The sequence below is a fragment of the Desulfomicrobium aestuarii genome (assembly GCF_055385525.1).
The window spans coordinates 2,322,773-2,336,507 of record NZ_AP042427.1 but is presented as its reverse complement, the minus strand read 5'-3'; the positions used below and the strand labels follow the sequence as shown (position 1 = coordinate 2,336,507).

General features: G+C 63.3%; 15 protein-coding genes. 9 read left to right on the top strand and 6 right to left on the bottom strand.

The window, feature by feature from the left end; genetic code table 11:
• Window positions 1–96 precede the first annotated feature (96 nt).
• Both ACZ5AC_RS10535 and ACZ5AC_RS10530 read right to left on the bottom strand, forming a co-directional pair.
• Window positions 97–1,659, bottom strand: coding sequence for an ammonia-forming cytochrome c nitrite reductase subunit c552 (locus tag ACZ5AC_RS10535; RefSeq protein WP_464247576.1), 1,563 nt, complete (start codon window positions 1,657–1,659; stop codon window positions 97–99).
• Complete coding sequence (locus tag ACZ5AC_RS10530) at window positions 1,652–2,128, bottom strand: cytochrome c3 family protein (RefSeq protein WP_464247575.1); 477 nt, start codon at window positions 2,126–2,128, stop codon at window positions 1,652–1,654. The genes ACZ5AC_RS10535 and ACZ5AC_RS10530 overlap by 8 nt, the downstream gene beginning before the upstream one ends.
• A gap of 213 nt (window positions 2,129–2,341) precedes the next feature.
• Between ACZ5AC_RS10530 and ACZ5AC_RS10525 the strand changes: the two genes are divergently transcribed.
• Entirely contained in the window at window positions 2,342–3,028 is a 687-nt protein-coding gene (locus ACZ5AC_RS10525; protein ID WP_464247574.1) for a response regulator transcription factor, read from the top strand.
• 176 nt (window positions 3,029–3,204) lie between these two features.
• On the opposite strand, the gene ACZ5AC_RS10520 is transcribed toward ACZ5AC_RS10525, so the two are convergent.
• Window positions 3,205–3,477, bottom strand: coding sequence for an RNA recognition motif domain-containing protein (locus tag ACZ5AC_RS10520; RefSeq protein WP_028576770.1), 273 nt, complete (start codon window positions 3,475–3,477; stop codon window positions 3,205–3,207).
• A 218-nt stretch (window positions 3,478–3,695) separates the two neighbouring features.
• Window positions 3,696–5,303: an ATP-binding protein gene (locus ACZ5AC_RS10515; protein ID WP_464247573.1), complete on the bottom strand. Its 1,608-nt coding sequence runs from the start codon at window positions 5,301–5,303 to the stop codon at window positions 3,696–3,698.
• A gap of 326 nt (window positions 5,304–5,629) precedes the next feature.
• Between ACZ5AC_RS10515 and ACZ5AC_RS10510 the strand changes: the two genes are divergently transcribed.
• On the top strand, window positions 5,630–6,118 hold the full coding sequence (locus tag ACZ5AC_RS10510) for a thermonuclease family protein (RefSeq protein ID WP_464247572.1): 489 nt from the start codon (window positions 5,630–5,632) through the stop codon (window positions 6,116–6,118).
• 243 nt (window positions 6,119–6,361) lie between these two features.
• The gene (locus tag ACZ5AC_RS10505) at window positions 6,362–7,279 is read left to right on the top strand and encodes a sulfite exporter TauE/SafE family protein (protein WP_464247571.1); all 918 of its coding nucleotides are present in this window, start codon (window positions 6,362–6,364) and stop codon (window positions 7,277–7,279) included.
• Between the two features lie 71 nt (window positions 7,280–7,350).
• On the opposite strand, the gene ACZ5AC_RS10500 is transcribed toward ACZ5AC_RS10505, so the two are convergent.
• Complete coding sequence (locus tag ACZ5AC_RS10500; RefSeq protein ID WP_464247570.1) at window positions 7,351–7,566, bottom strand: hypothetical protein; 216 nt, start codon at window positions 7,564–7,566, stop codon at window positions 7,351–7,353.
• Window positions 7,567–7,630: 64 nt separating this feature from the next.
• On the opposite strand from ACZ5AC_RS10500, the gene ACZ5AC_RS10495 reads away from it, so the two are divergent.
• From ACZ5AC_RS10495 to ACZ5AC_RS10470, 6 genes are all read left to right on the top strand, one after another.
• Window positions 7,631–8,011 carry a PadR family transcriptional regulator gene (locus ACZ5AC_RS10495; RefSeq protein ID WP_464247569.1) on the top strand — a complete coding sequence of 127 codons (381 nt, stop codon included), beginning with the start codon at window positions 7,631–7,633 and terminating at the stop codon, window positions 8,009–8,011.
• 13 nt (window positions 8,012–8,024) lie between these two features.
• Window positions 8,025–10,025, top strand: a complete 2,001-nt coding sequence (locus ACZ5AC_RS10490) for a monovalent cation:proton antiporter family protein (protein WP_464247568.1) — start codon at window positions 8,025–8,027, stop codon at window positions 10,023–10,025.
• A gap of 100 nt (window positions 10,026–10,125) precedes the next feature.
• The gene (locus ACZ5AC_RS10485) at window positions 10,126–10,821 is read left to right on the top strand and encodes a DUF1538 domain-containing protein (protein ID WP_464247567.1); all 696 of its coding nucleotides are present in this window, start codon (window positions 10,126–10,128) and stop codon (window positions 10,819–10,821) included.
• A complete protein-coding gene (locus ACZ5AC_RS10480) occupies window positions 10,818–11,546 on the top strand; it encodes a DUF1538 domain-containing protein (RefSeq protein WP_464247566.1) in 729 nt (242 codons plus the stop codon). The genes ACZ5AC_RS10485 and ACZ5AC_RS10480 overlap by 4 nt, the downstream gene beginning before the upstream one ends.
• The gene (locus tag ACZ5AC_RS10475; protein ID WP_464247565.1) at window positions 11,543–11,881 is read left to right on the top strand and encodes a P-II family nitrogen regulator; all 339 of its coding nucleotides are present in this window, start codon (window positions 11,543–11,545) and stop codon (window positions 11,879–11,881) included. Before ACZ5AC_RS10480 ends, ACZ5AC_RS10475 begins: the two co-directional genes overlap by 4 nt.
• Window positions 11,882–11,924: 43 nt before the next feature.
• A complete protein-coding gene (locus ACZ5AC_RS10470; protein ID WP_464247564.1) occupies window positions 11,925–12,092 on the top strand; it encodes a hypothetical protein in 168 nt (55 codons plus the stop codon).
• Between the two features lie 85 nt (window positions 12,093–12,177).
• Here the strand turns inward: ACZ5AC_RS10470 and ACZ5AC_RS10465 are convergent, their stop codons facing one another.
• On the bottom strand, window positions 12,178–13,704 hold the full coding sequence (locus ACZ5AC_RS10465) for a DUF4139 domain-containing protein (RefSeq protein WP_464247563.1): 1,527 nt from the start codon (window positions 13,702–13,704) through the stop codon (window positions 12,178–12,180).
• Window positions 13,705–13,735: the final 31 nt, after the last annotated feature.

Here is a 13,735-nt window from a genome sequence, read left to right as displayed (position 1 = left end):
TCGTGCGTGCGGCCCGCCAGTGGCACGGCCTGCAAAAAGGAACGGGACCCCGGCGTGAGCCGGAGTCCCGTTGTGAGTTGCGCGGACAGGCCGCTGTCAGCTTGCGGCGGGCTTGGGGACGAGGCGCTTGTTGCCTTCCCAGATCTTTTCGGCCTTGGGCGTGACCTTCAGATACTTGAACCACTCGTGGCTGGCCATGTGCTCAGGGTCCATCTGCAGTTCGCGGCTGTGTTTCATGATCGGAGGCACCAGTTCCTTGATGTCCTTGGACAGGGCCTGGGCCGTGGTGAAGGCGGCCGCCTGGATGGCGAGGTCAACGGCCTTCTGGCTGTACTGCTGGGACTTGGCCAGGGTATCCAGGGCCTTGGACGGGTTGTGGAAGCCGGCGCTGTTCTCGGCGGACACATAGTCCCAGAAGAACTGGCCTTTGCGGCACATCTGGCGGGCGTCGATCATGAGCTGGTCGTAGTTGGCGGGCTTTTCGCCTTCAAACTCGGACGCCATGCGGATGGCCTCGTGGGCCTTGACCGAGATGTCCTGGGCGATCATGAGCTGGTCCCAGACCTTCTTCTGACTGAAGATGACGCGCTGCTTGAGGAAATCCGGGGTCTTGTCCGTATGGCACTGGCGGCAGGCCTTCATGTCCGGATCCTTGAGGGGCGAAGTCCACTGGTGGTTGGACAACTTCTTCTTGCCGTCGAGACGGGTGTAGCTCATGTGGCAGTCGGCGCAGGACACGCCGGCCGCGCCGTGGGTGCCGTCACCCCACATCTCGTACTCGGGGTGCTGGGCCTTGAGCATGGGGGTCTTGGACACGGGGTGGACCCAATCGACGAAGTTCCCTTCGAAGCCGGTGGCGTTGTATTCGCCGTGGGTCTTGTAGTATTCGAACATGTCTTCGGGGTTCTTGCCCTGAGCCCAGGGGAAGACGGGCTTCTTGGCCGCTCCGAAGCTCTTGTCCTGGAAATAGTACTCGACGTGGCACTGGCCGCACATCAGGGCGCGCTGCTCGTTGCGGGGCAGTGTCTTGAAGTCCTTTCCTTCGGCCTTGAGGTGGTCCTGCAGCGGCACGGAATAGAGGCGCAGCTCCATGTTGGCCGGATCGTGGCAGTTGGCGCAGCCGATGGTGTTGTCGTCCAAATCGACGGACTCGCGGAACTGGTTGAAGTCCTTGGCCCAGAAATCGTCGCCGTATTCCTTGACCCAGTCGTTCATCTTGGCTGTCTTGCAGTTCCAGCAGGTGGAGGGCAGGCCGGCCTTCTCGTCGTAGCGGTTCAGCCGGTCGATGTGCAGGATGTCCTTCATGGCGTAGGTGTGCCCGCGCGCGGCCCTGTATTCGTAGCTGAAGGGGTAGCCGAGCCAGAGGTTCTTCAGGTAGGGCTGGGCGTGCTTGTAGCCTTCAGGCAGGGGGTTGACGCCGTCGTGCTTGTTGTAGGCCACTGACCCGCCGTACTCGGTCATGATCTCAGACTCGTTGTTGCGCAGGAAGGTTTCGTAATGCAGCGGGAACTCGGCCTTGAAGGCGGAGTTCTTGATTTCTTCGGATTTGAGCTGGGTCTTGAAGACGGGAGGCTGGGGTTCCGAAACATCGGAACAGGCGGCCAGGGCCAGGGACATGCCCACGGCCAGCATGATGAAAAGTGTTCTGGTGCTACGCATCGGCGGCGCTCCTTTTGGCTACGGGGATTTTCGGAGTGTGGGGAACGTGACGGTGGCAGTCCGTGCAGAACTTCTTGCTCTGCATGACCACGGTGGACGTGGTCGCGCTGTGGCAGCGCTGGCAATTGTCCTGGGTCACGGCCTTGGTTTCCTCGCCGGGATGGATGAGGTCGGGGATCTGGCTCGTGACGGTGGCCAGGATGTCCCTGGTGCCTTCCTTGGTCTTGAACGGGATCTTGGCGACGATGTTGTGCGGGGCGTGGCATTCGTTGCAGGCCAGTTCGGCGTGCACGGATCTCTTGTGCGTCAGCGCCGCTTCGGCCATGGAGTGGCAGCTGCCGCAGAACATGGCCTGATCCGTGGCTGTCATGGCCAGGGCGGCCCCGACCGTTACCACGATGCCCGCGATGGCCGGGGGCAGTGCGAGCCGCCATCCGCGTCCACGGGATGCATCTTTCTTTTGGGTCATACTCCCTCCTGTACAGGTGCGTGAACCGGGTCCTTCACTGTGCCCGACCACATCCAGCTTGGTCGGGCTTCAAATATGTAGGCTCGATACCACAAAAAATCCCGTTTTGGGAGTTAAAGTTGTAACGAAATTGAAACATGTGTATCGGACATGGCCGGAGGCTGCCGGTCGGCGGGCCTGAATCTTCAACGGTTCGGATTCTCAAGGGTTTTCATGACACGTCAGAGCATTCTCATCATCGATGACGACCAGGACATCGTCAAGACCGTGACCGCCAACCTTGAACTCGACGGCTTTGCCGTGCGGAGCGCGTCGAGCGGCGGCGCCGGCCTGGCGGCGGTGGAAGCGCAGGCGCCGGATCTTGTCCTGCTGGACCTCGGCCTGCCCGATATCGACGGCATCAAGGTCTGCCAGATCCTGCGCCGGGACAGCGATGTCCCGGTCATCATGCTCTCGGCCCGCGACACGGTGGCCGACAAGCTGCTCGGCCTCGAGTGCGGCGCCGACGACTACCTGGTCAAGCCGTTCAACGCCCTGGAACTCTCGGCCCGCATCCGGACCGTCCTGCGGCGCGTGCGGCGCAGCGAGCCCGCGGCCCCGTGCCGTTCAGGCGAGGTTTGCCTGAACTACCGCGACCACACGGCCACCATCCACGGCCGGGAGGTCGGCCTGACCAGGACGGAGTTCGCCCTGCTGGAGCTTTTCGTCTCCCACGCCGGGGAGACCCTGTCGCGCGATTTCATCCAGGGCCAGAACTGGGCGGACTCCAAGCTCTATTCCAACAGCCGGGCCGTGGACGTGCACGTGCAGCGCCTGCGCAAGAAGATCGAGGAAAATCCCCAGACGCCGCGGCTCATCCTGACCATCCCCGGGGTGGGGTACAGATTCGAGACGACATAGGGGTGAAGGTCCGCTTCGGGCCGGACAGCCGCGATGTCTTTGGAGGGTCGTGGCGTCTGGCGCCCGTGAACTGTGGAGAGGCTGGAAAAGAGGGGGCCGGGAATCGGATTCCGGGTGTGCGGCGGGCAAAAAAAAGCCCGTCGGGGACGGGCTTCTTCGTGATCTGATGATGCGGCTTAGTAACGGGGACGGGACGGGCGGCTTTCGCGCGGCTGGGCCTCGTTGACCTTCAGGGCGCGGCCCTGCATGTCAGCGCCGTTCAGGGCCTGGATGGCCTTGCGGGCGCCTTCTTCGTCCATCTCGACGAAGCCGAAGCCACGGGAACGGCCGGTCTCACGGTCTTCGATGACGTGGGCGGAAGTGACTTCACCGTGCTGGGAAAACATGTTCCGCAGATCGGCATCGGTGGTGGACCAGGGCAGATTACCAACATAGATGTTCTTAGCCAAGACAATAACCTCAAAGAAAAAAAGTAAATAGAGAAGTACTCTTTTCCCGCTGCAAACAGCTGCCAGCAGGATGGCGAAGGCGGAAGTCGGTTTGGGCCAAGTACTCCGTCCGCGCACAAAGTCTGTTGTCCCTAGTTTGGGCCGTGTCCGAAGTCAACATATTTCTTTCTCCAAAACAGATAAATTTTCTCGGCGTTCTCTACTGTCGTTGGCCGGGATCATCCTTCGCAGGTTTCCGGAAGGGTGAAGGTGAAGACGCTTCCGCCGCCGGCGCCGTCCTCGACCCAGATCCTCCCGCCGTGGGCGCGCACGATCTGGCTGCAGATGGCCAGGCCGAGTCCCGTTCCCCCCGGCTTCTCCCCCCGGCCCGACGACGGCGCCGTGTGGAACTTCTTGAAAATGGCCTCTCTGTCCTCGGGCGGGACGCCGGGTCCCTGGTCCGTGACCCGCACATGAATTTCGCCTCCTGCGCGGACGAGATCGAAGGCCACCGTTCCGCCAGGAGGGGAATACTTGATGGCGTTTTCCGTGAGGTTGACGAGGACCTGTTCGATGCGCTCCATGTCCATGCACGCGCGCATGGGTTCCGCTGCGGGGAGGCGCATGTGTACGTTGCGTTCCTCTGCTTGCTGAGATAATATATCAATTACCTCCCCAATAAGCTCGGACAAATCCCCATTCATGAAGTTCCACTGCACCTTGTCCGCCTCGATGCGCGTGATGTCGAAGATGTCCGTGACCAGATGCACCAGGCGGCGGAGGTTCTTGTCCATTATCTGCAGGTAGTCCTGCCTGTCGGCGGCGGTCTCGGTGCGCCGCAGGTAGTCGAGCCCGCCGCGGATGGAGGTCAGGGGCGAGCGCAGCTCGTGGGACATGGTGGCCAGGAATTCCGTCTTGAGGCGGTCCAGGGTTTTCAGTTCATCGTTGGCCTTGGCCAGTTCGCCCGTGGCGCTGCGCACCTTCTCCTCCAGTCTGCTCCGGCCCTCCTCCAGCTTGCCGCTCATGTCCTGCAGGGCCCGGCCCAGGCGGTCCATCTCGTCGCCGCTGCCGATGTGCATCTCTCCGGGGAATTTGCCGCGACTGATTCCGTCGGCCATGGCTTCCAGCCGTCCCAGGGGCCTCAAGACCAGGTGCCGGACCAGGAAATAGAGGGTCATGACCGTCAGCACGATCAGGGCCAGGGCGGAGAGGAAGAGTTGGGACCTGCTGCGGCTGAGGGAATCGAGCACGTGCTGGGCCGGCAGGTAGATGCTCAGGCACCCGCTGATGGTGCCGCGCGTGTAGTTCTTGTGGCAGGACAGGCATGCCTCGTCGACGAAGAGGGGGGCGGAGTACTGGAACACGGCCTCCCCGTTGTGCCGGTCGAGGACGTAATACTCCCGGCTTCCGGCCTGGGCGAAGCTCTGGATGGCCGCCAATTCGAACTCGTCGGGGCGGTTTTCCGGGTTCATGGGCGCCAGTCCCGCCAGCCGGAAGCGGTAGAGGTTCTGGTCCAGGGAGTAGAGGGAGAGGCGTTTGGTGACCATGGACGGGGTGAAGCGCTGCAGGGTGCCGCGCTCCGTCTCAAGCAGGTCGGAGTAGAATCCCGCGCCGCCCCGGGCGCCGGGGGAGTCCTGGCGGATGAAGACGCCCTGGCTGTCGGACACCCACTGTCTGGTCAGGATGATCTGCTGGGTCAGGACGCGGGCCTGGTTGATCATCTGGGTCCAGGCCTGCCGTTCCTCGGCCATGGCCTGCCAGAAGAAGATGATCCCCAGCAGCGGGACGACGATGCAGATGATGGCAGAAACGAACTTGAGCTGCAACGAGCCCTTGAATGCGCGCATGGTGAGCCCTCCGGCCATGCAAATGATCCGAGAAGCGTCTGTTCGTCAATGCCCGGGCATTCGTTTCGGTCCGTTGTTTGCAAAGAGCCGTTCCGAACATGTCGGCGGGAAGAGTTTGCAGTCGGGATGCAGAAAATACAGCGTCCCGTTGTGGTGAAGCAGTCTGATGTGTTTGTGATGTTTCGTGTTTTTATCCATATGAATTTGACAAAAATTTGGCGAAATCGCTCGGGGGTGAAGTGAGCAGAATCACTCGGCATTCAGGAATGATCGGAAGCCTCTCTCAAGCCTCTTCTTTGAGCCCCTGGGTTGTACTGCGTGCAGTGGTGTTCACGGGTTTTCTGCTGGCCATGCTGATTCTCATGCCGGGACGGGTCGACGCATGGCAGGGGCAAGTCGTCAAGGTCTTGGACGGCGACACTGTAGAGGTGATGAATTGCAACGGGAAAACCGTACGCATTCATTTGTACGGAGTGGAGGCGCCGCGCAAGTCCCAGTATTTCGGCAATGAATGTGCGCAGTATTTTGCAGGGCTGGTGCAGAACAAGACGGTGCACGTCATCAACGTGGGGCGCGATCTGCTGGGCCGCATGCGCAGCCTGGTCTGGATCGACGGCATGAGCGTCAACGAAGAGATGGTTCGGGCCGGGTACGCATGGGTCAGCAACCCGGTCGGGCTGTCTCCGTCCTGTGAAAAATGGATGGGCGTGCAGGTCGCGGCCAGGGAAGGCAGGGCGGGCCTGTGGCACGGTCTTCAGCAGTACCTGGACCGGGGGCGCGTGCCGGACCTGCCGCCGAGCTGCCCGATTTTTTAGCGTAGGAGCTGGCTTCCTCATTCAAAAATCGTTCGGGCTGTCATGGCGGCCTGAACGATTTTTTGATTTGGCCATGTCTTGACAAGCAATGATCGGGTGTGTGAAATATTGACACGATAAAAAATAAAAAAGTGTCTCAATGCCCGTGTTCTGGTCCGGATCGCTTGAAATGTGACTGCCATTCCCGGGACGGTAACCAGTACGACAGGTGAACTGCAAATTTTAACAAGTTGGAGGATGCACATGTACTTCGCAACAGCCGGAATAGACGTGTCTCCCTGGCTTCCGCCACTGGCCGCGTTCGTCGTGTCCCTCTTCACCTCCATGGGCGGGGTGTCCGGAGCGTTTCTTCTCCTGCCCTTCCAGATGTCATTTCTGGGCTATACGGCACCTTCGGTCAGCGCCACGAACCAGGTTTTCAACATCGTAGCCATCCCCAGCGGAGTTTATCGATATCTCAAGGAAAAACGCATGGTCTGGCCCCTGACCTGGGCAGTGATCCTCGGCACCCTGCCCGGGGTCATCCTCGGCGCGGTGATCCGGGTCAGCTATCTGCCGGACCCGAAGAGCTTCAAGGTCTTTGCCGGACTGGTGCTGGCCTACATCGGGGCGCGCATGGTCCGTGATCTGATCAAGGGAAAGGAGAAAAAGTCGGAGAGCACCTTCCGTCAGGCCGTGAAGGACTCCAAAGGCTCGGCGGCGGCAGGGCAGGTCACGATCCGCGAATGTTCCATGAAGCGGATTAGTTACGAATTCGCGGGCGAAACCTACACCACTTCGACCGCCACCATCTTCGTCATGAGCCTCGTCGTCGGCGTGGTTGGCGGCGTGTACGGTATCGGCGGAGGTTCCATCGTTGCGCCGTTCTTCGTGTCCATCTGCGGTCTGCCGGTTTATACCGTGGCCGGCGCGGCTCTCATGGGCACCTTGGTCACGTCGGTGGCCGGAGTGGCTTTCTACCAAATCCTGGCGATTTTTCACGCCGGGCAGTCCGTCGCCCCCGATTGGGGGCTGGGCTTCCTCTTCGGCCTGGGCGGGATGTGCGGAATGTACTGCGGAGCCCGCCTGCAAAAGCACGTCCCGGCTCGTCTGATCAAGACCATGCTCTCGGTCATCATCCTTGGCACGGCTCTCAAGTACGTTGCCGGTTTCTTCGTTTAGACTTCCAATAGATACAGTTTGGGAGGCGGCCGAGCCTGACGGGTTCGGCCGCCTCAGGCTCAGAGACATTTTTATTCCGACTTTTTCATACCTTCCTTTCCATCCCCGTTGCTCGGCAAATAGACGATCCGCGCGCCGCTGACCCGGGCGATCTCATCCAGTTCGCATTTGCGGGCGTGCTCCGCGTGAATCTTGATATCGCCGGTGGTGCCGACCACGCGGAAGCGGGGGCGCTTTTCGCCCTTTTCGACCTTGCGTCTTTCACGTACAAAAATAAAGCTGCTCATGGGGCCTCCCTGGTTGAAGTGGTATTTGTTATAGTGAAAATATGTTCTCAAAGGATATATGTTAATGAGTGAAAAAGAATCCTGCGCCCGGCACGCCGGGGGCGCCAAGCCCGAACGGTACATCCAGCCGTCCATCCTCATGGCTCTCCTGGACGGGCCGTCCTACGGCTATCAGCTGCTGCAGCGGTTGCCGGAATACGGATTCCTGCGCGACGATGTCCCGCCTGGGATGATCTACCGCCATCTGCGCCAGATGGAGGAGGAGAAGCTGGTCGAGTCCAGGTGGGAGGCCGAAGGGTCCGGGCCGGCCAAGAGGGTGTACGTCATGACCGCCGAGGGCGGCGAGGTCCTGGAGGCCTGGGTCGCGCACATGGAGCGCAAGGCGGGGCGACTCCTCGATTTCGTCAGGAACTACCGGCTGCGCCTCGGCCCGGCCAAGGTTTGAGGAGGGACAGGGAATGAGCGTCGAAATACCCATTCTGTCCGACGTGGTCATGATCTTCGGGCTGTCCAGCGCCGTCATCATCGCCAGCCACCGCTTCAAGATCCCCCCGGTCATCGGCTTCCTGCTGACGGGCGTCCTGGCCGGGCCTTTCGGCCTCGGCCTCGTGGGCGCCAAGCACGAGGTCGAGATCTTCGCCGAGATCGGGGTAATCCTGCTGCTCTTCGTCATCGGCATGGAGCTGTCCCTGGAGGAGCTGCAGCGCCTCAGGAAGCCGGTCTTCATCGGCGGTGCGGCCCAGGTCCTGCTGACCATCGCCGTGTTCGAGCTGCCCTTCATGGTCTTCGGGGTGGGGCTGGGCAAGGCCGTGTTCATCGGCTTCCTGGCCGCGCTGTCGAGCACAGCCATCGTGCTCAAGCTCCTGGCCGAGAAGGCCCAGCTGGGCGCGCCCCACGGCCGCATCTCCTTGGGCATGCTCATCTTTCAGGATGTGGCAGTGGTGCCCATGATGCTCCTCGTGCCGCTGCTGGCCGGTTCTGGGGGCAACCCGTGGATGTCCCTGGGCGAGATGGGCCTCAAGGCGGCCCTGGTCGGCGGCGTCCTGCTGGTGGCGGCCAGGAAGTTCATCCCGCGGATCCTGGAGGCCGTCATCCGCACGCGCAGCCGCGAGCTCTTCCTCATGACCACCCTGGGCCTGTGCTTCGCCATCGCCCTGCTGACCTCGAGCGTGGGCCTGTCCCTGTCCCTGGGCGCCTTCCTGGCCGGGCTCATCATGAGCGAGTCCGAGTACAGTCACTCGGCCCTGGAAGGGGTGCTGCCCTTCCGCGACGTGTTCACCAGCGTCTTTTTCGTGTCCATCGGCATGCTCCTGGACCCGGCCTTCGTCGTCACGCACCTGCCGCAGGTCCTGGGGCTGACCGCGACCATCCTGGTCCTCAAGGCCGCGTTGGCCGCCGTGGCCGGCCGACTCCTGGGCTACCCGTGGCACGTGGCCATCCTGGGGGGCCTGTGCCTGTGCCAGATCGGCGAGTTCTCCTTCGTCCTGGCCGGCGTGGGCATGGGCAGCAATCTGCTGACCGACACGGAATATCAGTACTTTCTGGCCGTGGCCATCATGACCATGGCCGTGACGCCCTTCCTCATTGCCGCCGTCCCGGCCATATCCGAACGGCTCGTGAAGCTCATGCCCCCCGGCCTCAAGGCCGCGCCGCCCCGTGAGGCCGAGGCCGAAATGAGCGACCACCTCGTCATCGCCGGCTTCGGCCTGGGCGGGCACCATCTGGCCCGGGCGGCCAAGGCGGCGGGCATCCGCTACGTCATCCTGGAGATGAACCCCGACACCGTGCGCCGGGAGCGGGCCAAGGGCGAGCCCATCCTCTACGGCGACGCGTCCCAGGCGGCGGTGCTGGAGCACATCAACGTCGCCAAGGCGCGCATCCTGGCCGTGGTCATCTCGGACCCGGCGGCCATCGGCCGCATCGTGGCCACGGCCCGGGCCCACAACCCGGCCCTGCACATCGTCGTGCGCACCCGCTTCGTGGCCGAGATCGAGCCCCTCATGCAGCTCGGCGCGCAGGAGGTGGTGGCCGAGGAGTACGAGACCTCCGTCGAGATGTTCATCCGCGTCCTTTCGACGTACCTGGTACCCAAGGCGGACATCGAGCGCTTCGTGCGCGAGATCCGCGCCGAAGGCTACGGCATGCTTCGGCGGTCCATGCTGAACACGGCCGACGCCTGCAGCCTGGAGGGGACGTGCTCGTCATTCGGAGCCACGGTGCTGACCGTAGCCAGCGGCGCCTTCGTCGACGGCAAGAGCCTGGTCGCCTCGCGGCTGCGCAAGGAGCACGGCCTGACGGTGGTGGCGGTGCAGCGCGGCGGGAAGACCCACCTCAACCCCGACCCGGCCTGGGTCTTCGAGCCGGGCGACCGGGCGCACGTCTTCGGGGAGCAGGACGTGATATCGGACAAGGCCTGGCTATTTAACGGGGCCACGGATGAATCCGGGGTTGCGGCTTGAAGGCAGGCGATATTTGTGCAATCGTTCATTCTCTGGTCCAATGCACGGTGTCCCTCCGTCGGGAGCGGTCCGACGTGCGAAAACCTGAACGGGATGCCGGATGAACAAAGAACTCCTCCAACTGCTGCGCGATGTGGCCTTTGCGGTCCTGCCCATCAGCCTCGTCGTATGCGGCCTGCAATTCGCCCTGCTGCACATGCCGGGCGAGGTGTTCGTCCGGTTTCTGCTGGGGGCGCTTTTTGTCGGCGGGGGGCTCTTTCTCTTTCTTTTCGGGGTGAACACCGGCCTTCTACCCATGGGCGAGATGATCGGGGCCGAACTGCCCAACCGGGGGTCCGTCGTCTTTCTTCTGTTCATGTCCTTCGTGCTGGGCGTGACCATCACCGTGGCCGAACCCAATGTTCTCGTGCTGGCCCGCCAGATCGGGGCCACCTCGAACGGCCTCGTGCCCCGGGGCATGCTGATTCTGGCGGTGGCCTTGAGCGTCGGGGTCTGTGTGGCGGGAGCGGTGCTGCGCATCGTGGTCGGCGTGCCCATCGCGAAGGTGCTGATGGGCGGGTACGCCCTGATCCTGGCCCTGTCCTTCGTCACTCCGCCGGAATTTTTGCCCGTCGCCTATGACGCCGGGGGCGTGACCACGGGGCCGGTGACCGTGCCATTCATCATCGCTCTCGGCCTTGGGACGGCAGGTGTGCTGCAGGGAAGGAGCGCCCTCGCCGACGGCTTCGGTCTGGTGGGACTCACGGTCATGGGCCCGGTCATCGGCGTCATGACGCTGGGGATGATCTACGGATGACCATCCTTCTTGATTTCCTGGATGTGCGGGAAGTGGCCCTGGAACTCCTCATGGCATTTGCGCCTCTGGTGCTCTTTTTTCTCTATATGCAGTGGCGATATCTGCGCCTGCCGCGGGACTACGTGATGCGGCTGGTCAAAGGCGTGGTCCTGTCCTACCTGGGGCTTATCCTCTTCCTGCAGGGGGTGACCCAGGGGTTTTTGCCCGCGGGCTTGGAAATGGGGAGGGTCATCGGGTCGGCCGAGTGGAAATGGGCCCTAGTGCCTTTGGGTTTCTTCTTCGGCCTTGCGGTCACGGCCGCCGAGCCGTCCCTGCGGGTCCTGGCCATCGAGATGGAGAAGGTTTCGACCGGGGCCATCACCCAGCGCTTGGTGCTGGTGACCCTGTCCCTGGGCGTCGGGGTGTTCGTCGCCCTGGGCATGTTCAAGCTGCTGGCGGGCATCCATATCCTCTGGTTCGTGGTGCCGGGATACCTCATTGCCCTGATCATGACCCGCTTTTCCAACCCGACCTTCATTTCCGCCGCCTTCGACGCCGGCGGCGCGTCCGTGGGACCAATGACCGTGACCTTCGTCATGGCCATCGTTCTCGGCGTGGCGGGGGCCATGGACGGCCGTGACCCCGTGACCGATGGTTTCGGGTTCGTCTCCCTGGTTTCCCTGGCCCCCATTCTTTCCGTACTGATCCTGGGGATCATGTCTTCGCGCACAAGGAGCGACTCATGAATCTGTTGGAAAATTTCGACTGCATCGTGACCATCGTCAACAAGGGCCACAGCGGAACCGCCGTCAACGCCTCCCGGGCGGCAGGGGCCGAGGGCGGGACCATTCTTTATGGCCGCGGTACGGGCATCCGGGAGATGAAATCCATTCTCGGTCTGGCCATCGAACCCGAGAAGGAGATCGTCCTGACCTTGGTCCGTTCCGACATCAGCCTGCGCGTCATGGAGGCGATCGTGAAGGCCTGCAACCTGGAGAAGCCCGGTTCGGGTATATGTTTCAATCTGCCCATCAAAGGCGTGGCGGGGATATGCCATCTGAACTGCCCGCAGCCGGAGTGAGGCTGCGCGTGCTGTCGGGAATCGAGGGGAACGGGAGGGAGCGATGTTTCTTGTCGACATGATGCGCAGGCTCATGAGCCGCACGCAGGTCTGCCCGCACTGCGGTCACAGGCAGCAGGCCGCGGCCGGCGGCCGGCGCAGGGAGCGCTGCGAGAAATGCGGCGCACCGCTGCCTCCGCCCAAGGATGACGGCCGCGGCCTGAAAGGCTGACGTTCGGCGCCTTGGGTCGGGAAAATGAAAACGCGCTCCGCCTCGGACGAGGGGAGCGCGTTTCGCGTCGTGTCGGCCGGGACGGTTACCAGCGCCAGCCCGGGTCTATGCGGAGATCCTCGGGCGCTTCCATCTTGAGACTGAGCGCGATGACGCTTTCCCCGCCGGCCGGGACCGTGGCGTTCCAGGCCAGAATTTCAGGGTCGTCCTCGGCCAGGGGCTCGGGCTTGGCCGTCAGGGCGATGGTGATGCGCTCGTCGCGGGGCAGGGGGCGGGGTTCCTCGATGCGGACCTGAACGGGACGGGAGGCGGCGTTACGCACGGTCAGGGTCCACTCGCGCACGAAGGACTGCTTCTGGCCGAAGAGGCCTTTCTCGCCGGTCTTCTTGTCCCCCAGGACCGTCTCGCAGGTCAGCAGGGGATCAGTCCCGAAGGACATCGTACCCTCGCGTCCCGACAGAGCGAACTCGCGCTGGTCGACCATGGCGCCGTCCAGCAGGAAGAAGGCGGTGCCGGGCGGCAGTTCCTTGGGTTCCTTGAACTCGGCCCGGGCCTGGACGAAGGCTTTGGCGTCCAGGCTCGGACGCATGAGGTGCAGGAAGGAGGCCGGCCAGGAGTCGCGCTCGATGTCGATGACTCTTTCCGCGCCGGCGGGGAGGGATTTCGCGCCCATGTCCCAGGCCGCGTAGGTGGCGCGGCGGATTTCGCGGGGCGGGGCGGGCGCCGCCGCGACCATTTCGTCGGCCGCGCCGGCGCGCATCTCCATCATGGCCGGCGCGCGCATGGCCTTCTGGAAAATCTGCACCGGGCTGATTTCCCAGGGCGGCAGGTCCGAGGGCTCCGCCTGGGTCTCTGGCTGCAGGGTGGCCAGGAAGAGGTGCACTTCCTTCCAGTCCTGGCCTGACCGTTGCCAGACCTTGGCCTGCCAGGAGAAATCGATCTTCGACGACGCGGGCAGGGCCTCCAGCCTGTAGAGGGGGCTCCAGCCGCAGTCGCGCAACGTGTAGGAGTAGGCCATCTCACGCGGGGCGTTCCCGGAAACCAGCAGCGCGACCTCCCAGACCGTGCGTTGCCGTCCGGCCGCCGCGGCGATCTCCTCCTCGACCCGGGCGAGCTTTCCATTCAGATCGGCGATACTTCCTTCCAGGGCCAGTGTCTGCTGCGCCCCGGCGCGAACGTTGGCGTCCAGTTCCGCGGCCATTTCCCGCAGGGCGGCCACGGTCTGCTGCGATGGCTCGGTCTGGGCCTTCCAGAAAGCCAGGCGGCCGCGCACGCCTTCGAGTTCAGCCACGGCCGCGTCGCGCTGGGCTTTCAGTTCATCGCGTCTGGCCAGCAGCGGGGCGAGGGCGGCCTGGTCGGGGTCGTGGCGGGTCTTCCAGGTCAGGTCGGCGATGGACGCATCGCCCGGTAGTTTCCCGAAGCGCAGGGTGGTCGGGTCGGCCTGGCCGGGCAGGGTCAGGGTGCAGGACGACAGGCCCCCGTCGGCCGGAGCGCACGACAGGGCCGACATTTCCTCCACCTGGGCCGAGGCGGGAAAAAGGGTGACCTGGGTCGGAGCGGCCAAGGCCAGGGCGGGAAAGAGCAGCGCGATGGCTACGAAGAGTCTGGTCATGTTTTCTCCTTGCGGCCGTCCGTCGCCGACC